The organism is Citrobacter europaeus (assembly GCA_020099315.1).
Classification (GTDB): Bacteria; Pseudomonadota; Gammaproteobacteria; order Enterobacterales; family Enterobacteriaceae; genus Citrobacter; species Citrobacter europaeus.
Genome location: CP083650.1, coordinates 3,254,552 through 3,275,572 on the forward strand (window position 1 = coordinate 3,254,552; position 21,021 = coordinate 3,275,572).

Genomic DNA, 21,021 nt, shown 5'->3' on the forward strand with positions numbered 1-21,021 from the left:
AGGGAAAATGATAGATTTGCGGTTGATGTATATCAACTCTGGAGGCCTTATGACCCCCAGGTTGTGTAATAGATCACCGTTTTTTGGCGCGACTGGCGTAGAGATAGAAGAGAATTGAACTGGTGGCGCAAAACGCTATCGACCATATCATTGGCCAGGCCGAGTTAAAGGTTGCCAGAGATAACAGCGCCCCAACGATAGCGCCAATGCCGAAGCGGAATGTCCCAGCCAACGATGACGCCGTTCCCGCCATATGCGGAAATTCATCCAGAATAACCGCCATGGCGTTGGATGACACCATCGACACACAGCCAACGAACGCCGCAACACCCACCACCAGCGCCCAGAAACCAACCCCGAACAGTGCGCTAAAGACCATCCAGCCCGCCATCACGAACTGGATCCACAGGCCGGTACGGAACATATTCAATGCGCCAACCCGACGAACAAAGCGGCTGTTGATGATGGTCATCACGAACAGGAAAACAATATTCAGCGCGAAGTAATAACCGAAATGCTGCGGCGAAACGTGGTTGATCTCAATATAGACAAAAGGTCCCGCGCTCAGGAACGAGAACATCCCGGCAAAGCTGAACCCACTGGCCAGCATATAGCTCAGTACGCGTTTATGGCGAAACAGCGAGGCAAAATTGCCAAGAGTAGTACGCAGGCGAAACGGCTGACGATGCTCTACCGGTAAGGTCTCTTTAATCAGCGTAAAGATCATCACCGATGCCAGAATAGCCGCCACGGCGAGGATCCAAAAGATGTAGTGCCAGCTCAGCCATACCAGCACCCAACCGCCTACGATGGGCGCTAACAGCGGCGCAATTGTCGTGACCAGCATGACAAATGACATCATGCGTGAAAACTCTTCCTTTGGATAGATATCGCGCATCAGGGCGTTGATAACCACGCTCGCCGCCGCAGCCGCCAGACCATGGAAGAAACGCATGACGATCAGTTGATCGATAGTTTGCGCCAGCGCACAGGCAACTGCCGCCGCCGCAAATACCAGCGTCCCGCCCAGAATAACCGGCTTGCGCCCAATGCTGTCAGCCATTGGACCATACAGCAACTGCCCCACCGCGAACCCAAGAATATAGGTGCTGAGGGTCATCTGCGCGCTACCTGCAGGCACACCAAACTGTTCAGAGATAACAGGCAGCGCCGGAAGATACATATCAATCGACAACGGCATCAACATGGCTAATAAGCCAAGGATAAAGACAATGGCAATTGACGAGTTCTGCCGGGTGGTCACATTTAGCTCCTGAAATTAACGCGGGGTTAAGTTAACGCTGGCGATTTCTTCTTCGGTCAATGGGCGGTATTCGCCCGGCTCCAGATCATCATCAAGCCTGATGTCACCAATCCGTTCACGGTGCAGTTCCACAACGTGGTTACCCACGGCGGCAAACATACGTTTAACCTGATGATAGCGCCCTTCACTGATGGTCAATCGCACCTGAGTTGGCGTAATGACTTCCAGCACGGCCGGTTTGGTCAGGTCTTTTTCGTTATGCAACTGTACGCCACGGGCAAACTGTTCGGCGGTATCGTCTGCCACTGGCGACTCCAGCGTCACCAGATAGGTTTTCTCACAATGGTGACGTGGCGACGTGATGCGATGCGACCACTGTCCGTCATCGGTCATCAGCACCAGTCCGGTAGTGTCGATATCCAGACGCCCTGCCGCATGCAGCTTGTAGGCAACCGGTTCATCAAGGAAATAGAGGACCGTCGGGTGATCGGGGTCATCCGTTGAGCAAACATAACCCTGAGGCTTATTCAGCATAAAATAGCGCGGGCCATTTTGCTGAACCAGGGAATTACCGTCATATTCTACGTCGTGTTCTGGCAGCAGCTTAAAAGCGCTATTTCTGACGATTTCACCGTCTACGGTAACGCGGTTAGCACGGATCTCACGCCCGGCAATAGCGCGGCTGACGCCGAGTTGCTGAGCGATAAATTTATCAAGTCGCATGAGTGTGATTTTTGCCTGTAAAAATACGAGAAGCGGGTTTGCGCCCGACAAGTGGGACTATTATCCGCCCAGTATAGCGGCGTTACACCATCCCTCAAGGGAAATGATTCATGGCATACTATACATTGTTGCTGTTTACCTTAATGAGCCCATGATTTTTACTCTTCGCCCGTACCAAAAAGAAGCCGTGGATGCCACGCTCAACCATTTTCGCCACCACCGCACGCCGGCGGTTATCGTCCTGCCAACCGGCGCGGGCAAAAGTCTGGTGATTGCCGAACTGGCCCGCGTGGCGCGTGGCCGCGTACTGGTACTGGCGCACGTCAAAGAGTTGGTTGCACAAAACCATGCCAAATATTGCGCACTGGGGCTGGAAGCCGATATTTTTGCCGCAGGCCTGAAGCGTAAAGAGAGCCACGGGAAAGTGGTGTTTGGCAGCGTACAGTCGGTGGCGCGTAATCTGGACGCCTTTCAGGGAGAGTTCTCGCTGCTAATCGTCGATGAATGCCATCGCATTGGCGATGATGAAGAGAGTCAGTATCAGCAAATCCTCACTCACCTGACTAAAGTAAATCCCCACTTACGCCTGCTCGGGCTTACCGCCACGCCTTTTCGTTTGGGTAAAGGCTGGATTTATCATTTTCATTATCACGGTATGGTGCGCGGCGATGAAAAAGCGCTGTTTCGCGACTGCATTTATGAATTACCGCTGCGTTACATGATTAAACACGGCTACCTGACGCCGCCAGAACGCCTCGACATGCCGGTAGTACAATATGACTTCAGCCGCCTGCAGGCGCAGAGTAACGGCCTGTTTAGCGAAGCGGACCTGAATCAGGAATTAAAAAAACAGCAGCGAATAACGCCGCATATCATCAGCCAGATTGTCGAGTTTGCTCAGACGCGCAAAGGGGTGATGATTTTCGCCGCCACCGTTGAGCATGCTAAAGAGATTCTGGGCCTGCTGCCCGCTGACGACGCCGCGCTAATCACCGGAGACACGCCAGGCGCTGAGCGCGACGTGCTGATTGAAGAGTTCAAAGCTCAGCGCTTTCGCTATCTGGTGAATGTGTCGGTCCTGACCACCGGCTTCGATGCCCCGCACGTCGACCTTATCGCTATTCTGCGCCCAACAGAGTCAGTTAGCCTTTACCAACAAATTGTCGGTCGTGGGCTGCGCCTTGCACCGGGTAAAACCGACTGTCTGATCCTCGATTACGCCGGCAACCCGCACGATCTGTACGCGCCGGAAGTGGGAGCGCCGAAAGGAAAAAGCGACAACGTTCCGGTACAGGTGTTCTGTCCTGCCTGCGGATTTGCCAACACCTTCTGGGGCAAAACCACGGCAGACGGCACGCTGATTGAACATTTTGGCCGCCGCTGCCAGGGATGGTTTGAAGATGATGACGGCCATCGCGAACAGTGTGATTTTCGTTTCCGTTTTAAAAACTGCCCACAGTGCAATGCGGAAAATGATATCGCCGCCCGCCGTTGTCGGGAGTGCGACACGGTGCTGGTCGACCCGGATGATATGCTGAAAGCCGCGCTCAGACTCAAAGATGCGCTGGTTCTGCGCTGTAGCGGCATGGTGTTACAAAATGGCCTGGATGAAAAAGGCGAATGGCTGAAAATCACCTATTACGATGAGGATGGCGCCGACGTCAGCGAACGCTTTCGCCTGCACACTCCCGCGCAGCGAACGGCCTTCGAACAACTGTTTATTCGCCCGCACACCCGAACGCCTGGCATTCCCTTACGCTGGATAACCGCCGCCGATATCCTCGCCCAACAGGCGCTGTTACGTCATCCTGATTTCGTGGTGGCGCGTATGAAAGGTCAGTACTGGCAGGTGCGTGAAAAGGTCTTCGATTATGAAGGTCGCTTTCGCCGGGCACATGAATTACGCGGTTAATCGTACTTTTGATTGATATACCAGCCGTTTGAGTATAGAATCTCGCCCGCTTTTGCATACGCAAAGCAGATCACTTACCTGTTGCTGGGTCGCCTGTAGCAGGAATTATTAAAGAGAGATTTAAATGTTTACTATCAACGCTGAAGTACGTAAAGAGCAGGGTAAGGGTGCGAGCCGCCGCCTGCGTGCCGCTAACAAGTTCCCGGCAATCATCTACGGTGGCGCAGAAGCCCCGATTGCTATCGAACTGGATCACGATGCAGTTATGAACATGCAAGCTAAAGCTGAATTCTACAGCGAAGTTCTGACCATCGTTGTTGACGGTAAAGAAGTTAAAGTTAAAGCTCAGGCTGTACAGCGTCACCCGTTCAAGCCGAAGCTGACTCACATCGACTTCGTTCGCGCGTAATCGCCTGGAAGTTGAAGAAGAACCCCGCCTCGGCGGGGTTTTTTTATGGGATTTTGCTGGCGGTAAAGGTGTATCTCGCAGGCCGGAAAGGCGTTAACTCGCCCATCCGGCAAACGGCTTTATTTCCCGCCAGACGTGCGACGCTGGAGCTGATCGCGCAGGTTCGGCGGCGTACCTTTGATGGTCAAGGTGTCCGTCGCCGGATCCCAGAAAATACGTTCGCCCAGTAACATGGCGTCGAAGTTAATGGTTAACCCACCGCCGCTGCCGGCAAATTTGGTTAACTGACGCAACGTGCTACGATCCGCCGGGAAGCTCTCTTCCAGCTCGTAGCCTTTATCAGCGGTAAATTCGCTGAAGCTGACTTCACTGACGCCGGAAAGCTCTTTGGACAGTGATTCCAGCTCAATCTCTTCACCAGCCTGCAACTGCTCGTTGCAGTAGCTGTACACCTGCTGACGCACGTTCTGGCGTTCGGCTTTGTCGAGTTGCGCCTCATAGGTAAAGTCATCGACCGCCTGCAGCAGCCCACGGTTTTGCGCTTTGGCATTAAGACCTTCGCTGGCACCGAGGAAGTCCATAAAGAAATCGGCGACTTTGCGCCCTACCCGCCCTTTCAGGAACGTCAGATAGCGCGTGGACTCCGGGTTGGTTTCCCACTCGGTTAAATCAATACGCGCCACGATATCCGCATGATTGATATCCAGATAATGCGTTGGGTTGATATCCAGATTTTCATTGACGCGCATACTGCTTAAATTGTTCAGCACGGCGACCAACAGATACTCTACCGCCAGATAGCGGTAATGGCAGAACAGAACAATACCGCCGTCGGCAAAAGGATATTTCGCCAGTTCGTCCCGCAAACGCCCTGTCGCTGCACGACTAAAGGCCAAAAAATCCTCTTCGCCCTGACGCTGTAAACGCAGCGTTTGCGCCAGTTCACTCTCTTCGCTAAACAGGCCATAAGCTTTATTCTTGGCGCTATATACCCGATGCAGCTCAGCCATCATATCGACAACGGTCGCTGTCGGTTCCAGTAATGAATCGCGCAAGACCAGCTCAAGGTTCTGCTCGTCGCGTTTGATAAGCTGGTGCAGGGCAATCTGGTTGATATCCAGACTCATGATAAACTCTCCTTTTAGACCGGGCGGTATTCAACCACCTGCCGGGCAGTGACGCAATAGAAGATAAAAAAGCAGAAAAAAAACTGTCCGTACGGTAATATGTTGCCCTTTCATGAACAGACTGATTTCGATTTATGCCACAAATTTCCCGCTATAGTGACGAACACGTTGAACAACTGCTGAATGAGATGCTCAACGTACTGGAAAAACATAAGGCGCCGACCGACCTTTCCCTGATGGTACTGGGAAATATGGTCACTAACCTTATCAATACAAGCATCGCACCGGCCCAGCGCCAGGCGATTGCCAACTCTTTTGCCCGCGCATTGCAGTCTTCGGTAAACGACGACCAAGCGCATTAAGAGCCTGCTCCGGGGAAACGAACAACAGTTTATGGTAACTCATCGTCAGCGCTACCGTGAGAAAGTCTCCCAGATGGTTAGCTGGGGGCACTGGTTTGCCTTGTTCAACATTCTGTTGGCCATGGTGCTCGGTAGCCGTTACCTGTTTGTCGCCGACTGGCCGACAACCCTTGCAGGTCGTGTATATTCCTACCTGAGCGTTGTCGGGCATTTTAGCTTTCTGGTGTTCGCCACCTATCTGCTGATCCTGTTTCCCCTGACGTTTATCGTCATGTCCCAGAGGCTGATGCGATTCTTATCAGCTATTCTGGCGACGGCAGGCATGACGCTGTTGCTCATCGACAGCGAAGTTTTCACCCGCTTCCACCTGCACCTCAATCCGATTGTCTGGGAACTGGTCATCAACCCTGACCAGAACGAAGCGGCGCGTGACTGGCAACTGATGTTTATCAGCGTGCCGGTTATCCTGTTAATTGAAATGCTGTTTGCGACCTGGAGCTGGCAAAAGCTGCGCAGCCTGACGCGTCGTCGCCATTTTGCTAAACCGTTAGCCGCATTCTTCTTCGTTTCCTTTATCGCCTCGCACGTGGTGTATATCTGGGCGGATGCCAATTTCTATCGCCCGATTACTATGCAGCGCGCGAACCTGCCGCTCTCCTACCCGATGACGGCACGTAAGTTCCTGGAAAAACATGGCCTGCTGGACGCGCAAGAGTATCAGCGTCGCCTGATCGAACAGGGCAATCCGGAAGCGGTTTCCGTGCAATACCCGCTTAGCGAACTACGCTATCGTGATATGGGCACTGGTCAGAACGTCCTGCTGATCACCGTCGACGGCCTGAACTACTCACGCTTTGAAAAGCAGATGCCTGCACTGGCTGAATTCGCCGGGCAAAATATCTCCTTTACGCGTCACATGAGTTCCGGCAACACCACGGATAACGGGATCTTCGGCCTGTTCTACGGTGTCTCACCAAGCTACATGGACGGCATTTTGTCGACCCGAACGCCTGCGGCGCTGATTTCTGCACTAAATCAGCAGGGTTATCAGTTAGGGCTGTTCTCCTCGGATGGCTTTACCAGCCCGCTTTATCGCCAGGCGCTGCTGTCAGATTTCTCCATGCCGAGCGTGCAAACACAATCTGATGAACAAACCGCAAGCCAGTGGATTAACTGGCTGGGACGCTACGCGCAGGAAGACAACCGCTGGTTCTCGTGGGTCTCCTTTAACGGCACGAACCTTGATGACAGCAACCAGAAGAACTTTGCCAGACGCTATGCCAACGCCGCTCAGGATGTGGATGCCAACATCAACCGCGTGCTTAGCGCCCTGCGCGACTCCGGCAAACTGAACAACACGGTGGTGATTATTACCGCAGGACGCGGTGTACCGCTGACGCAGGAAGAGAACAATTTTGCCTGGTCACGCGGTCATCTGCAGGTGCCTCTGGTTATTCACTGGCCGGGAACGCCTGCCCAGCGCATCAATAGCCTGACCGATCATACAGACCTGATGACAACGCTCATGCAGCGCCTGTTGCACGTCAGCACGCCAGCTAACGAGTACTCGCAGGGGCAGGATCTGTTCAATGCAACCCGCCGCCATTACTGGGTTACCGCCGCCGACAGCAGCACGATGGCCGTTACCACGCCAGAAATGACGCTGGTGCTGAATAACAACGGTACTTATCAAACCTATGATTTACGCGGCGAGAAAATAAAAGATCAGAAACCACAGCTAAGCCTGCTGCTACAGGTTCTGACGGACGAGAAACGATTTATCGCTAACTGATTAATTATAAATCAGTTAGCGAAGCATCCTCTTGCATTCGCAGCGGAAAGCAGTAGTATTAGCAGCCATAGCGTCGGCACGTAGCGCAGCCTGGTAGCGCACCGTCATGGGGTGTCGGGGGTCGGAGGTTCAAATCCTCTCGTGCCGACCAAAAATCCCAAAAAAACCAACCTTTATGGTTGGTTTTTTTATGCCTGCGCTTCAACATTCCTTATTATTACTCCGGCCTTCAGCACAGGTTTTACTACTTACCCATGCACAAATTGGGGTAAAATTTATCCTCTCATCAGCGTGATGAATCTGGACGATTGATGCGCTGAAAACAATAATGATACTAATAAAAACTCAGGAGAATAGTATGCCTGAAGCAACGCCTTTTCGGGTGCTGATTGTTGACGACCACCCACTAATGCGGCGAGGAATTAGTCAATTATTGCAACTGGATCCCGCATTTAACGTAGTCGCGGAAGCGGGTGATGGCGCCAGCGCTATCGATCTGGCGAACCGCCTGGACCTTGATGTGATCCTGTTAGATCTCAATATGAAAGGGATGAGCGGACTGGATACCCTGAATGCGCTGCGCCGGGATGGCGTCACCGCGCAGATTATCATTCTTACCGTTTCGGATGCCGCCAGCGATGTGTACGCCCTAATTGATGCCGGCGCGGATGGTTATTTGCTTAAAGACAGCGATCCTGAAGTCCTGCTGGAGGCCATTCGCAGCGGAGCCAAAGGCGGTAAAGCTTTTAGCACACGCGTCAGTGAATATCTGCGCGAACGCGACCTGTTCGGCGCTCAAGAAGATCCGTTCAGCATTCTCACCGAACGTGAACTGGATGTGTTGCATGAGCTGGCTCAGGGGCTGTCGAATAAACAGATTGCATCGGTGCTGAATATTTCCGAACAGACGGTGAAGGTGCATATTCGCAACCTGCTGCGCAAACTGAACGTGCGCTCTCGCGTTGCTGCCACCATCCTGTTTTTGCAAACGCGCGGCATGCAGTAATCAATGAGATGCCGGATGGCGACGCAGCAGCGTCTTATCCGGCCTACAAAGCCCGCACAGGCCCGAAAGCAACACGCCTTCGGGCAATCTGGACTCTTACTTCTCCTGCGGCGTTAGCTGCTCCATCGCCTGCTTAATACTGCGTTCTATTACCGCCCGACGGGTATCGTTGGCGGGTAATAATTTCAGCATCATCTCCCACGCCGCAACCGCCTCGCCGAAGCGCTGCTGTTCAAAAGCGTTAAACGCGTACATGCTGAGAACCCGCACGTTAGCATGCTCGCCACGCACCAGTTGACGTAACAGCTCCCCTCCCCGACGGTTATCATCAGGATCGGATGAACGGGTCAGCGCTTCCGCGTAGCCCAGCGCCGCATCGCTATTTTTAGGATCCAGTCGATAAGCATTGGCATAGGCTTCAGTGGCTGTACTGGCGTTACCGAGTACCATGCCAATACGCCCAAGCATGATCCAGCCTTCAACATTTGCAGGATCGTCTTGTAAACGCGTGCGCAGTCCCAGCGCCAGACGTGTCATATCCTCTTCATTGAGCGGGGCAGCTTTTGGATCCAACGCGCGTTCCAGCAGGGCCGGAGCCTGAGCGGTGGCCTGCTGCCAGACCTGAACCTGCTTATAGCTGCCGATTTCATAATAGCTCACTGCGCCAACCACCAGCGCTACCACGATACCAGGCACAAACAGCCCAAATCCACCGCGCTTGCCTTCCGGAATAACGTCGTCAGGAAACGCTTCCTGTTTCACCCGGACACGTCGGCGGGTACGGGCGAAAATAATCCAGCCACCCAGACCAATCGCTACCACCGGCATCACCCACAGCAGCACGGTAAGCGGTGTTAAGGGTGGATCGTAAGTGACGAAGTTACCGTAGCGCGCCACCATATAATCAACAATTTCTTTCTGACTTTTCCCTTCCTGCATCAGTTCATACACTTTCTGGCGCAGGTCAGTGGCAATCATCGAGTTAGAATCGGCGATACTGTTGTTCTGGCATTTAGGACAGCGCAATTGTTCGGTAAGCTGACGGAACTGCTGCTCCTGCGCTTCATCCTTAAACTGCATCACGTCGATAGTCGCAAGCGCAGATCCCGAGATAACCAGCATCAGCAGGCCCAGTAAAAATCTCATTGCTCAGCCTCCTTACTGTACTTATCCCACAACGGTTTGATCTCGCTCTCCCACACCCGGGCATTCAGATCACCGGCATGGCGATAGCGAATAATGCCTTTGCCGTCGATCAGAAACGTCTCCGGCGCGCCGTACACGCCCAGATCCAAACCGAGCATACCGTCGCCGTCAAACAGACTTAATGCGTATGGATTGCCCAGCTCTTTCAGCCAGACAATAGCTTTCTGACGATCGTCTTTATAGTTCAGGCCCACTACCCGCACACCTTGCGCAGACAGCTGATTCAGATACTGATGCTCGGCGCGACAGGTCGGGCACCACGTCGCCCAGACGTTCAGCAATACTGGCTTGCCCTGCGTCAGCACATCGGCCTGATAGTGCTGACCCGGATTTTCCAGCGACTCCAGGCGGAATGTCGGAACAGGTTTGCCGATCAGCGCCGATTCCAGATTCGTGGGATCGTCCCCCTGAGCGTTACGCGCTAACTGCCACAGCAACGCCGCTGCAATAATGAGAAAAATAATAAACGGAATTAACAGTGCGTTGCGCTTCATACAGCCTCCGACGCATTATTTTGCACCGCAGCGCGAGGACGTGTGCGCTGGCGATAGCGTGGATCAAACAGGCAGAACAACCCGCCCAGCGCCATCAGCAATCCTCCGGCCCAAATCCAGCGAATAAACGGTTTGTAGTACAGACGCACAGCCCATGCGCCGTTATCCAGTTCTTCCCCCAGCGCAGCGTACAGATCGCGTGTGAATCCGCCGTCAATTGCTGCTTCGGTCATCATCGAGCTGGTGCTGTTATAGAAGCGTTTTTCCGCATGCAGCGTGGCTTCCGGTTTGCCATCACGGGTAACGCCGATAATGGCAACGCCCCCCCGGTAGTTTGGTCCGGTAATGTCTTTCACTTCGCGGAAAGTAAACTGATAGTCATGGATACTGACGCTATCACCTGCTTTCATGCGCACATCGCGTTCTACACTGTAGTTCTGGCTAAAGGCAATACCGACAATGGTAACCGCCAGCCCAACGTGACCCGATACCATGCCCCAGTAGCTGGCCGTCAGTTTTGTCCCGCGGGAAACACGCAGGAATGCTTCGGACATCGCCAGCACGAATATCCAGCACGCCATCGCCAGTCCCACCACCGTCATAGCGGCAATGCGATCTTCAAATAGCCACGGCAGCAGCAGCGACAGAACAAGCGTGGTGACAAACGCGATAATCAGTAACGTCTTCAGTTTACGCGGTCGGTCCCGGCCCCAGCGCACTAATGGCCCAATCCCCAGCAGCAGTGCGAACGGCGCCATCAGCCAGGTGAACATGGTGTTGAAGAACGGTTCGCCAATCGAAATGCTGCCCAGCCCCAACTGTTTGTGCACCAGTGGCAACAGCGTGCCCAATAGCACGACCAGCATGGCGGCAATCAGCAGGACGTTGTTGCCCAGTAGTAGCGATTCACGCGACCACAGCGCGTTGTTTACCCGTGAGCGAACCTTGTGACCGCGCACCGCAAACAGCAGCAGGGAACCGCCAATGACCAGCACCATAAAGGCCAGAATAAACATTCCGCGCGACGGATCGGAGGCGAAAGCATGCACCGACACCAGCACGCCGGAACGCACCAGGAAAGTACCTAACAGGCACAGCGAGAACGCACAGATTGACAGCAGCAGCGTCCAGGCTTTAAAACTGGCACGCTGTTCAGTTACCGACAACGAGTGCATCAGCGCCGTCCCCACCAGCCATGGCATAAATGAGGCGTTCTCAACCGGATCCCAGAACCACCAGCCGCCCCAGCCCAGCTCGTAATAGGCCCAGGCCGAACCGAGCACAATGCCCAGCGTCAGAAACACCCAAGCCCCCAGCGTCCATGGACGAGAAAAACGGGCGAAGGTACTGTCCAGTCGTCCGCTCATCAGCGCGGCAATCGCAAACGCAAAGGCTACAGAGAAACCGACATACCCCATGTACAGCAACGGCGGATGGAAAATCAGCCCCGGATCCTGCAATAGCGGGTTCAGATCGCGCCCTTCAATAGGGAAGTCAGGTAACGTGCGGGCAAACGGGTTAGAGGTAAACAGAATAAACAGCAGGAAGCCAACGCTCACCATCCCCATCACCGCCAGTACGCGGGCGACGATATCCAGCGGCATACGCTGACTGAACGCCGCAACGGCGAACGTCCAGCCGCTCATCAGCAGCACCCATAGCAGCAGTGAACCTTCATGCGCGCCCCACGTCGCCGCCACCCGATACCAGACCGGAAGCTGGGTATTGGAGTTACTGGCTACATAGGTGACGGTAAAGTCATTAACCACGAAAGCGTTGACCAGAATCAGGAACGCCCCCATCACGCAGATAAACAGAATCCAGGCAAAGGGCCGCGCGGAGGCCATCATCCGCACATCACCGCGCGCTACGCCCCACAGCGGATAGACCGACAGCAGTAATGCAACGCCAAGCGCAAGGCACAACAGCGCATTGCCAATTTCAGGCATCATGACGTTTTATCCTTATACACGCTTTCCGGACGACGGTGGTTTTCCTGCATCGCCTTTTCGACTTCCGGCGGAGTGTAATTTTCATCATGTTTGGCGAGCACTTCTTTGGCCTGCACATGATTTCCCTTGTCCAGCTCGCCCTGAACGACGACGCCCTGCCCTTCGCGGAACAGATCCGGCAGAATGCCTTCATAAGTTACATCCACCACACCTTCGGCGTCATAGATGCTGAAATTCACCTTCAACGACTGCGGATCGCGCTTCACGCTACCGGGCATGACCATGCCCCCCACGCGCAGGCGCTGACCGACTTCGGGCATCTGCTGCGTCTCGCGCTTACCGTAGAGTATCTCTCCCGGCGTATAAAATAGATCGATATTGGAACGCAGCGCGTAGAGCACCAGCGTAATGGTCAAAGCCAGACCCGCCAGGACCGCGCAGGCAATCCATAGCCGATTTTTACGTCGAATATTCACGCCGCCTCCCGTTGCACTTGCGCCGCACGCATGCGCGCTTCTCTCGCCCGCTGCTGCGCCACACCGCGTAAGATTGCGCGATGCTGTAACGCAGAATGCAGCACCAGCGCCACCAGTGGGATAACGCTCATGGCTACAGCCAGCCAGACATACAAGGCGTAACCGCCCATCGCGAAAAAATCACTCCATGATGCAAATGCAGGGGTCATTGGCGGCCTCTTTTTAAGATCAGTTCGCTCACCCACGGGCGGCGTTTTTCCATCATCAAAATCAGGTTACGCATGCGCATTAGCGCCAGCGTGACAAACAGTAACAGGTAGCCGACGATCGCCAGACGCAGCGGCGCGCGCATTGCCGGATCGATACTCTGCTGCATACGGGTCGACCCCTGATGCAGCGTATTCCACCACTCGACCGAGTAATGAATGATCGGTAAGTTGACCACGCCAATCAGCACCAGAATACCGGCAGCGCGACCTGCCAGACGACGGTCGTCAAAGGCATGCCACAGTGCAATGGCGCCAACGTAGAGAAACAGCAGCACCAGTTCCGAGGTGAGTCGGGCATCCCAAACCCACCAGGTTCCCCACATCGGTTTGCCCCATGCGGACCCCGTAACCAGCGCAATAAAGGTAAACACTGCACCAATCGGCGCCATCGCAGCCAGCGCCAGATTAGCCATTTTCATCTGCCAGACCAGGCCGATAAACGCGGCAACGGCCATCGAGGCGTAAATACCCATCGACCAAATCGCCGCCGGAACGTGCAGATAAATAATGCGATAGCTTTGCCCCTGCTGATAATCCGCCGGCGCGAAGCCAAAGCCCCAGATCCATCCTGTTATCAGTACCACCGCGCTGGCAATTGCCAGCCACGGGATAAACCAGCCACAGATCTGATAGAGCCGAGGAGGCATCGCCAATTGATGAAGTGTTTTCCACATAGTTCAGTCACCAGACTCCATAAATTAATATCCGTTTTGCCGGAGCGCCTTGCCCGGCCTGCACATCTAACTGCACTACTGCACGCTTATCCGTAACGCCGCGGCTGTGGCAAACGGGCTTAACGTAGCGCTGCCTACCAGCAACGCGCCCAGAATCGCCATGTACCCTTCGACCGGTAGGTGCATGGAAGCCGCATCCATCGCGGCGGTCGCAAAAATCAGTAAGGGTATGGTAAGCGGGAGTACCAACACGCTTAACAGCACGCCGCCGCGCTTTAAGCCCACCGTCAACCCCACACCCGGCGCGCCGAGAAAGCCCAGCGTCGGTGTTCCGAGTAACAAGGTCAGCGCCATAATTTTCCAGCCGTACATATCCATGCCCAGCAGCAGCGCCACCAGCGGCGAGAGGATTAACAGCGGCAGGCCGGTCACGACCCAGTGCGCCATCACTTTCGCCAGCACCACGGCCGGTAGCGGCAGCGGCAGCAGCATCAGTTGCTCAAGGCTGCCGTCCTGTAGATCATCACGAAACAGGCGTTCCAGCGCCAGCAACGACGCCAGCAGCGCCGCAACCCAGATGATGCCCGGCGCAATACGTGCCAGTAGCTGCGGCTCCGGCCCAATGCTCAGTGGGAACAGTGTGATAACAATCAGGAAGAACCATAAAGGATTAGCGATTTCCGCACTATGACGAAACGCAACCCGCAGTTCTAAACGGAAAATTCGCCACATCATTGCGTTGCCCTCTCGCTGGTCAGCGCAATACGTCGCACTTTATTAGTCTCGACATTGAGCGGTTGATGAGTGGTGAGAATAACAATACCGCCCTGCTCAGTATGCTGCGCCATACGCTGAGTCAGTCGCTCAACGCCGTTCACATCAATGGCGGTAAAAGGTTCATCGAGGATCCACAGCCGGGCGCGGGTCAGCCACAAACGAGCCAGCGCCACGCGCCGCTGTTGCCCGGCGGAAAGTTGGTTCACCGGGATATCTTCGTATCCGGCAAGTCCCGCCTGCGCCAGCGCAGCCAGGCACTGTGCGATGTCGCCATCATGGTGGAAGAAACGCAGGTTCTCCAACGCCGAAAGCCGGGTTTTTATCCCCGGCTGATGTCCGATCCACAGCAATTGCTGATGGTAGCTGTCCCGTACGTGATGCAGCGGTTGCTCTTGCCAGCAAACCTCCCCTGCATCGGGACGCGCCAGCCCGGTAAGCAACCGCAGCAGAGTGGTTTTTCCTGCGCCGTTGCTGCCGGTAATTTGTACCCATTCCCCTGCGTTAACGCGAAATGACAAATCGCTGAACAGTATTCTGTCATCCCGCTCGCAAAGTAATTCTCTGGCTTCAAGCATACCTGGTTATCTACATCCTGTTAAAAGCCCGGTTTGACTTCGCGCATATCAGGCAGTTTGTGCGCTATCCCTTTATGGCAGTCAATACAGGTTTGCCCGTCTTTCACGGCCTGGTCGTGCATTTTGGCCGCAACGCCTTTCTGGGCGGTTAAATCCATAAACTCGAAGTTGTGACAATTGCGACACTCTTGCGAATTATTATCTTTCATACGCCGCCACTCATTTTGCGCCATCGTCAGACGATGGTCTTCAAATTTTTGCGGTGTATCTATTAACCCCAGTGCTTTCGCGTACAGCTCTTTACTGGCCTTGATCTTACGGATCATTTTCGGAGCCCACTCATGCGGGACGTGGCAATCAGGGCAAGTTGCTCGCACACCACTGCGGTTGTTGTAGTGTACGGTTTCCATGTATTCCTGGTATACCGTATTGCGCATTTCGTGACAGCTAATGCAGAACTCTTCTGTATTGGCCTTTTCCATACCGGTATTAAAGCCGCCCCAGAAAATAATGCCGCCCACAAAGCCGATTAACAACAGCGTGCCGAGCGCCAGACGGCTGGGGCGACGCCACCATTGCCAGACGCGCTTAATCCAGCCTGGTTTACGGTTAGAATTTTCCATAATGACCTCTTATTTCCCGTAACCTTTCGAGGGGGTGAAGGTATTTTCAACAATCGGCGCGGCGTCAGCCTGCGGAACGTGACATTGCAGGCAGAAATAACGACGCGGCGCGACTTCAGCCAATACCTTGCCGTCGCTATCCATAAAGTGCGTCGGACTAATGCGCGGCGCACCGGTGGTGCGATAGCTTTCCACACCGTGGCATTGCAGGCAGCGGTTAGTGTTCGTCGTCACCTGATACCCTTCAACGCTGTGCGGAACCATCGGCGGCTGATTCACATAGTTCAGCGGCATACGCACTTGCTCTTTCGGCATGCGAATCGCCCCTTCCTGTGTCCCTGAGACTTCCGGTGACTGGCTCAGATCCACTCCGTTTGCAGCCCAAACGGCCCCACTGACTACCAGGGCCAGCGCAGCCGTCCATTGACTCAGCGCTTTAATCAGGTCATGGCTTTTCATGATTTCGCTCCCGAACTCCATCGTGTTGTTATTGTAAAAACATCCTCAGAACAGACATCCACGCAGCGACCGCAGGCCATGCAATCGCGGCTGGTTACCTGCACCGGACTTTGCTCATCCAGCACCGGCGCACGTAGCACATGCGGTTCCGGGCAAACATGAAAACAATCCATACAGCGGTTACATCTGTTACGTTCTTTTGCCGAAACGGTTAATGCACCCTTACTCCCCACCACGCTATACAGCGCACCCAGTGGGCAAAGATGCCCGCACCAGCCATGCTCAACGACCAGTAGATCAAATAAAAACAGCGCGAGGATCAGCAGCGCTCCGCTGCCAAATCCCATTACCAGGCTACGTCCGAGCAGCGAGACTGGATTTATCCACTCCCACAGCAGCGTACCGGTCAGCGCAGAACCGACCAGGATAACCACCAGCAGGACGTACCGTATATGGCGCGGCAGGGTTGCGGACTGATTCAGGTCAAACCTTCTGCGCAACCAGCTGGCTAAATCGGTGACCGGGTTCATGGGACAAACCCAACTGCAAAACAGTCGCTTACCGGCCAGGGCATACAGCACCGTGATGATGGCCGCCCCCGTGATTGCCACCGTCGCCGGCAGGTGTCCGCTGGCCAGGCTTTGCAGGGTAATCAGCGGATCGGTGAACGGAATGGCGTCCAACAACAAACTACTGCTGTAGTTACCATGCAGGATCCACACGCCAAGCCACGGGCCGCTCAGGAACATCGCCAGTATCAGAAACTGACTCAGACGACGCAGTAGCAGCCAGCGATGGCTCTTCCACCATCCTTTTTTTGCCTGCGCCTCACGCCCGGCATCACGTTTACGATTTGCCATTGTTCCCCTCCAGCCAACCGAAGCGGTAATGGTGTCCTAACTCCCCTTTCGCCAGCGACAGCGGCAGCACTTTTATTGCCGGCTGTTCCAGTACGCAGACTTTTTCGCATTTCCCACAGCCGGTACAGGCATCGCTGTGTACGGTTGGAATAAACCGCGCATGCTTGCCGGTACGCATGTTGCGGTCCAGCTCCAGGGTGATCGCCTCATCAATTTTCGGACACTCGCGATAGCAAACATCGCAGCGCAACCCTTGATAGTTGAGGCAGTTTTCGTGATCCAGCAGTACCGCCAGTCCCATACGCGAGTCGTCGATGGATTCAATTTCCCTGTCCAACGCGCCGCTGGGGCAGACTTTGGCGCACGGAATGTCCTCACACATTTCGCAGGGAATATCGCGGGCGACAAAATACGGCGTACCGGCTGCCAGCCCGGAGGCCAGCGTCGCCAGTTTCAGCGTGTCATATGGACATGCCTGAACGCACTGACCGCAGCGCACGCAGGCGCTGGCGAATGCTTCCTCGCTCAGTGCGCCTGGCGGACGCAACCGCACGCCGCTTGCACGAGCGGTTTGTTGTTGCAACCCCAGCGCCACGCCAACGACGGCCAGCCCGCCCGCTGCACGAACCATGTCGCGCAGAAAGCGGCGGCGGCCATTTTGGGGTTTTGCTGACCGGGACATAACGCGTTACACCTTCGCCAGTTTCACGGCGCACTTCTTGAAATCCGTCTCTTTGGAGAGCGGATCCGTCGCATCCAGAGTCAGGTTGTTCACCAGCTGTGCGGCGTCGAAGAACGGCATGTACACCAACCCCTGTGGCGGACGGTTACGCCCGCGCGTTTCAACAATCGAGATAACTTCGCCACGACGGGAAACCACTTTGACTTTATCGCCACGGCGCAGATCGCGTGCTTTTGCATCCAGCGGATGGATAAACAGCACGGCTTCCGGGAAAGCACGGTGCAGTTCAGGCACGCGACGCGTCATGCTGCCGGTATGCCAGTGCTCCAGCACACGTCCGGTAGACAGCCACAGGTCGTACTCTTTATCCGGGGCTTCTGCGGCAGGCTCAAATGGCAGCGCGAAGATAACCGCTTTGCCGTCCGGCTTACCGTAGAACTTGTAGCTTTCACCCGCTTTCACATAAGGATCGTTGCCTTCGCTGTAACGCCACTGGGTCTCTTTGCCCTCAACAACCGGCCAGCGTAAACCGCGCGCTTTGTGGTAATCGTCAAACGGTGCGAGATCGTGTCCGTGGCCACGACCGAACCAGGCGTACTCTTCGAACAACCCTTTCTGCAGATAGAAGCCCAGCTCGCGGGATTCATCGTTAAGTTGATCTTCAGCCAGTTCAGCCACCGGGAATTTCGTCACTGCAGGCGTAGCAAACAGCACGTCATACAACGTTTTGCCGCGCAGCTCTGGTTTCTGCGCCAGCAGCTCTTCCGGCCACACTTCTTCGGTTTTGAAGCGACGGGAAAACTGCACCAGTTGCCACAGATCCGATTTCGATTCGCCCGGCGCTTTAATCTGCTGACGCCAGAACTGTGTACGACGTTCCGCATTCCCGTAGGCGCCTTCTTTCTCTACCCACATCGCGGTCGGCAAGATCAGGTCAGCTGACAGGGCGCTGACCGTTGGGTACGGATCGGAGACAATGATGAAGTTGCGCGGATCGCGCCAGCCCGGCATACGCTCTTCGTTGATGTTTGGACCGGCCTGCATGTTGTTGGTACACATCGCCCAGTAGACATTGAGCTTGCCATCTTTCAGCGCACGGTCCTGTGCTACGGCGTGCAGACCAATTTTTGCCGGAATGGTCCCTGACGGAATATTCCAGTGCTTCTCGCAGATATCGCGGTGTTTTTCGTTCGTTACCACCATATCCGCAGGCAGACGGTGGGAGAACGTCCCGACTTCACGCGCGGTACCGCATGCGGAAGGCTGACCGGTCAAAGAGAACGGGCCGCAGCCTGGCTGGGAAATTTTGCCGGTCAACAGGTGCAGGTTATAGACCAGGTTGTTGGCCCATACGCCGCGTGTGTGCTGGTTGAAGCCCATCGTCCAGTAGGAGATAACTTTTTTCTTCGGATCGGCATACAGCTGCGCCAGCTGTTCCAGTTGATCTTTTGGTACGCCGGTCATTTCGGCGGTTTTATCCAGCGTGTACTCAGCAACGAAGGCTTTGTAATCCTCAAAGCTCATCGGTTCAGAGGCATCAGATCCCGGGTTCTTCGCCGCTTTTTCCAGCGGATGGGTTGGACGCAGACCGTAGCCGATGTCCGTCACGCCTTTACGCAGGTTAACGTGCTTGCTAAAGAAATCCTGGTTTATCGCATTGTTTTGAATGATGTAGTTAGCGATGTAGTTGAGGATCACCAGATCGGTTTGCGGCGTGAATACCATACCGTTATCCGCCAGCTCAAAGCTGCGGTGCTGGAAGGTGGAGAGAACCGCGACGTTCACGTTAGGATCGGACAGACGACGGTTGGTGATGCGCGACCACAGGATCGGGTGCATCTCCGCCATATTCGCGCCCCACAGGACAAAGGCGTCTGCATGCTCGATATCGTCGTAACAGCCCATCGGCTCATCCATACCAAAGGTACGCATAAAGCCGACTACCGCTGAGGCCATGCAGTGACGCGCGTTCGGATCGATGTTATTGGAACGGAAACCCGCTTTAAACAATTTGGCAGCGGCATAACCTTCCCAAATCGTCCACTGGCCAGAGCCGAACATACCGATAGACTCTGGGCCTTTCTCTTTCATCGACGTTTTGAATTTCTCTTCCATCACGTCAAAGGCCTGGTCCCAGCTAATCGGGGTAAACTCGCCTTCTTTGTGATACTTACCGTCCTTCATGCGCAGCATCGGCTGCGTTAAACGGTCTTTTCCGTACATGATTTTCGGCAGGAAGTAACCTTTGATGCAGTTAAGCCCACGGTTAACCGGCGCATCCGGATCGCCCTGGCATGCCACAACACGCCCTTGCTGCGTCCCGACCAATACGCCACAGCCCGTCCCGCAAAAACGGCACGGGGCTTTGTCCCATTTGATGGCTTCTTGCTGACCGACTACCGCGCGGGCTACGCCCGGCACGCTTAACCCGGCAGCCGCCGCAGCGGCCGCAACGGCGTTAGCTTTCATAAAGCTACGACGACTGAGTTTCATGGTGTTTCCTCACCTTGCTCATCCTGCTGGTGATAAACCAGCGACACCGCCAGTACGCCCGCAACGTTGCGTACTGACTCAATAGTTTTCATTAACGTTTCGCTGTGCTCAGCTTCCACCACCACGATCAACTGACCGCTTTCGACATCGCTGAGTGCAACTTCGCAACCCGGAAACGAACGCAACTGGGTGGCGATATCATTGATATGCTGACTTTTGGCCTGAACGACCAGGCTGCAGACCTGCCAGTTATTGTCCATGGTTGTACTCCGCGTTAATGGCTGATACCGGGCAGATAGCGACACATGCGCCACATCCGTTACAGGCCTGATTGTCGAGCTGCGGCTGATAAATGCCGGACAGCGTGGGGCGAAAGGTTATGGCCATGGGTTCACAGCTATCCTGACAGCGATGACATTCAATGGACTGATGTGCGAGACAGTTTTCCCCAATCGTAAAATTCAGATCCCATGCCCTGGTGTGGCGCGGAAGAAAAAGTGATTCGGGACAGGCTTCTGCGCAGGCATAGCAAAAGCTGCACTCGCCGTGTTTGAAATTTACGCTCGGGTAACCACCCTGGCCTCGCTGCAGGATGTCGGTTTCACACGCCTGGATGCAGGCGTCACAACGGAGGCAATGGGCAAGAAAGTGAGAGTCTTCCTTGCTCCACGGCGGACGGATCCCCGCGCTGGCGTTTCGCCAGCTACCTGTCAACATGCCTCGACGGGATAAATCAACCATGACATTGTCCTTCCATAATGACGCCCTCCCTCGGCGGGTTGAACGACATAAAAAACTGCACTATTTATGAGTAGTTATTTTTAGCCGTAAGATATTTCAGGATGTGTTAGAGGTGCATACCCCAATCGGGGTAAATGCTGTTGCC

The 21,021-nt window shown here is 54.7% G+C and carries 23 protein-coding genes and 1 tRNA gene; 6 read left to right on the forward strand and 18 right to left on the reverse strand.

All coding sequences use genetic code 11. The annotated features are described in order from the left end of the window. Positions 1-73 precede the first annotated feature (73 nt). Together LA337_15435 and rsuA are read right to left on the reverse strand one after the other, a co-directional pair. Positions 74-1,264, reverse strand: a complete 1,191-nt coding sequence (locus tag LA337_15435) for a Bcr/CflA family multidrug efflux MFS transporter (protein UBI14573.1) — start codon at positions 1,262-1,264, stop codon at positions 74-76. A gap of 15 nt (positions 1,265-1,279) precedes the next feature. Beyond that, positions 1,280-1,987 (reverse strand): 16S rRNA pseudouridine(516) synthase RsuA, encoded by a 708-nt coding sequence (rsuA, locus tag LA337_15440; GenBank protein ID UBI14574.1) that lies wholly within the window; start codon positions 1,985-1,987, stop codon positions 1,280-1,282. Between the two features lie 151 nt (positions 1,988-2,138). Between rsuA and LA337_15445 the strand changes: the two genes are divergently transcribed. Beyond that, the gene (locus LA337_15445) at positions 2,139-3,899 is read left to right on the forward strand and encodes a DEAD/DEAH box helicase (GenBank protein UBI14575.1); all 1,761 of its coding nucleotides are present in this window, start codon (positions 2,139-2,141) and stop codon (positions 3,897-3,899) included. A gap of 124 nt (positions 3,900-4,023) precedes the next feature. Next, on the forward strand, positions 4,024-4,308 hold the full coding sequence (gene rplY / locus LA337_15450; protein UBI14576.1) for a 50S ribosomal protein L25: 285 nt from the start codon (positions 4,024-4,026) through the stop codon (positions 4,306-4,308). A gap of 119 nt (positions 4,309-4,427) precedes the next feature. Here rplY and yejK read toward each other — a convergent pair whose 3' ends face one another. Beyond that, positions 4,428-5,435 carry a nucleoid-associated protein YejK gene (gene yejK, locus LA337_15455; protein UBI14577.1) on the reverse strand — a complete coding sequence of 336 codons (1,008 nt, stop codon included), beginning with the start codon at positions 5,433-5,435 and terminating at the stop codon, positions 4,428-4,430. Positions 5,436-5,569: 134 nt separating this feature from the next. On the opposite strand from yejK, the gene LA337_15460 reads away from it, so the two are divergent. The 4 genes from LA337_15460 to narP all read left to right on the forward strand — a co-directional run bounded on the left by LA337_15460 (position 5,570) and on the right by narP (position 8,595). Next, entirely contained in the window at positions 5,570-5,797 is a 228-nt protein-coding gene (locus LA337_15460) for a YejL family protein (protein ID UBI14578.1), read from the forward strand. 31 nt (positions 5,798-5,828) lie between these two features. Next, on the forward strand, positions 5,829-7,589 hold the full coding sequence (gene yejM, locus LA337_15465) for an LPS biosynthesis-modulating metalloenzyme YejM (GenBank protein ID UBI14579.1): 1,761 nt from the start codon (positions 5,829-5,831) through the stop codon (positions 7,587-7,589). 74 nt (positions 7,590-7,663) lie between these two features. Beyond that, positions 7,664-7,740 (forward strand) — tRNA-Pro (locus LA337_15470). Positions 7,741-7,947: 207 nt separating this feature from the next. Next, a complete protein-coding gene (gene narP / locus LA337_15475) occupies positions 7,948-8,595 on the forward strand; it encodes a nitrate/nitrite response regulator protein NarP (GenBank protein ID UBI14580.1) in 648 nt (215 codons plus the stop codon). 96 nt (positions 8,596-8,691) lie between these two features. Here narP and LA337_15480 read toward each other — a convergent pair whose 3' ends face one another. From LA337_15480 to napF, 15 genes are all read right to left on the reverse strand, one after another. Beyond that, complete coding sequence (locus tag LA337_15480; GenBank protein UBI14581.1) at positions 8,692-9,741, reverse strand: cytochrome c-type biogenesis protein CcmH; 1,050 nt, start codon at positions 9,739-9,741, stop codon at positions 8,692-8,694. Next, entirely contained in the window at positions 9,738-10,295 is a 558-nt protein-coding gene (dsbE, locus tag LA337_15485) for a thiol:disulfide interchange protein DsbE (GenBank protein UBI14582.1), read from the reverse strand. The genes LA337_15480 and dsbE overlap by 4 nt, the downstream gene beginning before the upstream one ends. After that, positions 10,292-12,247, reverse strand: coding sequence for a heme lyase CcmF/NrfE family subunit (locus LA337_15490; GenBank protein UBI14583.1), 1,956 nt, complete (start codon positions 12,245-12,247; stop codon positions 10,292-10,294). The genes dsbE and LA337_15490 overlap by 4 nt, the downstream gene beginning before the upstream one ends. After that, positions 12,244-12,723: a cytochrome c maturation protein CcmE gene (ccmE, locus tag LA337_15495; GenBank protein ID UBI14584.1), complete on the reverse strand. Its 480-nt coding sequence runs from the start codon at positions 12,721-12,723 to the stop codon at positions 12,244-12,246. Before ccmE ends, LA337_15490 begins: the two co-directional genes overlap by 4 nt. Further along, positions 12,720-12,932, reverse strand: a complete 213-nt coding sequence (ccmD, locus tag LA337_15500) for a heme exporter protein CcmD (protein ID UBI14585.1) — start codon at positions 12,930-12,932, stop codon at positions 12,720-12,722. Before ccmD ends, ccmE begins: the two co-directional genes overlap by 4 nt. Further along, positions 12,929-13,666 (reverse strand): heme ABC transporter permease, encoded by a 738-nt coding sequence (locus tag LA337_15505; protein UBI14586.1) that lies wholly within the window; start codon positions 13,664-13,666, stop codon positions 12,929-12,931. Before LA337_15505 ends, ccmD begins: the two co-directional genes overlap by 4 nt. A gap of 75 nt (positions 13,667-13,741) precedes the next feature. Beyond that, on the reverse strand, positions 13,742-14,401 hold the full coding sequence (ccmB, locus tag LA337_15510) for a heme exporter protein CcmB (GenBank protein UBI14587.1): 660 nt from the start codon (positions 14,399-14,401) through the stop codon (positions 13,742-13,744). Further along, a complete protein-coding gene (gene ccmA / locus LA337_15515; GenBank protein UBI14588.1) occupies positions 14,398-15,018 on the reverse strand; it encodes a cytochrome c biogenesis heme-transporting ATPase CcmA in 621 nt (206 codons plus the stop codon). Before ccmA ends, ccmB begins: the two co-directional genes overlap by 4 nt. Positions 15,019-15,038: 20 nt before the next feature. Next, a complete protein-coding gene (gene napC, locus LA337_15520; protein UBI14589.1) occupies positions 15,039-15,641 on the reverse strand; it encodes a cytochrome c-type protein NapC in 603 nt (200 codons plus the stop codon). Positions 15,642-15,650: 9 nt separating this feature from the next. Further along, a complete protein-coding gene (napB, locus tag LA337_15525) occupies positions 15,651-16,100 on the reverse strand; it encodes a nitrate reductase cytochrome c-type subunit (protein UBI14590.1) in 450 nt (149 codons plus the stop codon). Then, positions 16,097-16,960, reverse strand: a complete 864-nt coding sequence (napH, locus tag LA337_15530) for a quinol dehydrogenase ferredoxin subunit NapH (protein UBI14591.1) — start codon at positions 16,958-16,960, stop codon at positions 16,097-16,099. The genes napB and napH overlap by 4 nt, the downstream gene beginning before the upstream one ends. Continuing rightward, entirely contained in the window at positions 16,947-17,642 is a 696-nt protein-coding gene (gene napG, locus LA337_15535; GenBank protein UBI14592.1) for a ferredoxin-type protein NapG, read from the reverse strand. Before napG ends, napH begins: the two co-directional genes overlap by 14 nt. A gap of 6 nt (positions 17,643-17,648) precedes the next feature. Next, on the reverse strand, positions 17,649-20,135 hold the full coding sequence (napA, locus tag LA337_15540; GenBank protein ID UBI14593.1) for a nitrate reductase catalytic subunit NapA: 2,487 nt from the start codon (positions 20,133-20,135) through the stop codon (positions 17,649-17,651). Further along, a complete protein-coding gene (napD, locus tag LA337_15545) occupies positions 20,132-20,395 on the reverse strand; it encodes a chaperone NapD (GenBank protein ID UBI14594.1) in 264 nt (87 codons plus the stop codon). The genes napA and napD overlap by 4 nt, the downstream gene beginning before the upstream one ends. Then, positions 20,385-20,876, reverse strand: coding sequence for a ferredoxin-type protein NapF (gene napF / locus LA337_15550; GenBank protein ID UBI14595.1), 492 nt, complete (start codon positions 20,874-20,876; stop codon positions 20,385-20,387). Before napF ends, napD begins: the two co-directional genes overlap by 11 nt. Between the last annotated feature and the right edge of the window lie 145 nt (positions 20,877-21,021).

Bases quoted from the DNA above. Each gene is read 5' to 3' on its own strand.
- dsbE (UBI14582.1), bottom strand. From the start codon at position 10,295: ATGAAGCGCAACGCACTGTTAATTCCGTTTATTATTTTTCTCATTATT.
- napG (UBI14592.1), bottom strand. From the start codon at position 17,642: ATGTCCCGGTCAGCAAAACCCCAAAATGGCCGCCGCCGCTTTCTGCGC.
- napH (UBI14591.1), bottom strand. From the start codon at position 16,960: ATGGCAAATCGTAAACGTGATGCCGGGCGTGAGGCGCAGGCAAAAAAA.
- LA337_15460 (UBI14578.1), top strand. From the start codon at position 5,570: ATGCCACAAATTTCCCGCTATAGTGACGAACACGTTGAACAACTGCTG.
- rsuA (UBI14574.1), bottom strand. From the start codon at position 1,987: ATGCGACTTGATAAATTTATCGCTCAGCAACTCGGCGTCAGCCGCGCT.
- ccmD (UBI14585.1), bottom strand. From the start codon at position 12,932: ATGACCCCTGCATTTGCATCATGGAGTGATTTTTTCGCGATGGGCGGT.
- ccmA (UBI14588.1), bottom strand. From the start codon at position 15,018: ATGCTTGAAGCCAGAGAATTACTTTGCGAGCGGGATGACAGAATACTG.
- napA (UBI14593.1), bottom strand. From the start codon at position 20,135: ATGAAACTCAGTCGTCGTAGCTTTATGAAAGCTAACGCCGTTGCGGCC.
- LA337_15445 (UBI14575.1), top strand. From the start codon at position 2,139: ATGATTTTTACTCTTCGCCCGTACCAAAAAGAAGCCGTGGATGCCACG.
- ccmB (UBI14587.1), bottom strand. From the start codon at position 14,401: ATGATGTGGCGAATTTTCCGTTTAGAACTGCGGGTTGCGTTTCGTCAT.
- napC (UBI14589.1), bottom strand. From the start codon at position 15,641: ATGGAAAATTCTAACCGTAAACCAGGCTGGATTAAGCGCGTCTGGCAA.
- yejK (UBI14577.1), bottom strand. From the start codon at position 5,435: ATGAGTCTGGATATCAACCAGATTGCCCTGCACCAGCTTATCAAACGC.
- napD (UBI14594.1), bottom strand. From the start codon at position 20,395: ATGGACAATAACTGGCAGGTCTGCAGCCTGGTCGTTCAGGCCAAAAGT.
- LA337_15490 (UBI14583.1), bottom strand. From the start codon at position 12,247: ATGATGCCTGAAATTGGCAATGCGCTGTTGTGCCTTGCGCTTGGCGTT.
- rplY (UBI14576.1), top strand. From the start codon at position 4,024: ATGTTTACTATCAACGCTGAAGTACGTAAAGAGCAGGGTAAGGGTGCG.
- yejM (UBI14579.1), top strand. From the start codon at position 5,829: ATGGTAACTCATCGTCAGCGCTACCGTGAGAAAGTCTCCCAGATGGTT.
- LA337_15480 (UBI14581.1), bottom strand. From the start codon at position 9,741: ATGAGATTTTTACTGGGCCTGCTGATGCTGGTTATCTCGGGATCTGCG.
- napF (UBI14595.1), bottom strand. From the start codon at position 20,876: ATGGTTGATTTATCCCGTCGAGGCATGTTGACAGGTAGCTGGCGAAAC.
- napB (UBI14590.1), bottom strand. From the start codon at position 16,100: ATGAAAAGCCATGACCTGATTAAAGCGCTGAGTCAATGGACGGCTGCG.
- LA337_15505 (UBI14586.1), bottom strand. From the start codon at position 13,666: ATGTGGAAAACACTTCATCAATTGGCGATGCCTCCTCGGCTCTATCAG.
- narP (UBI14580.1), top strand. From the start codon at position 7,948: ATGCCTGAAGCAACGCCTTTTCGGGTGCTGATTGTTGACGACCACCCA.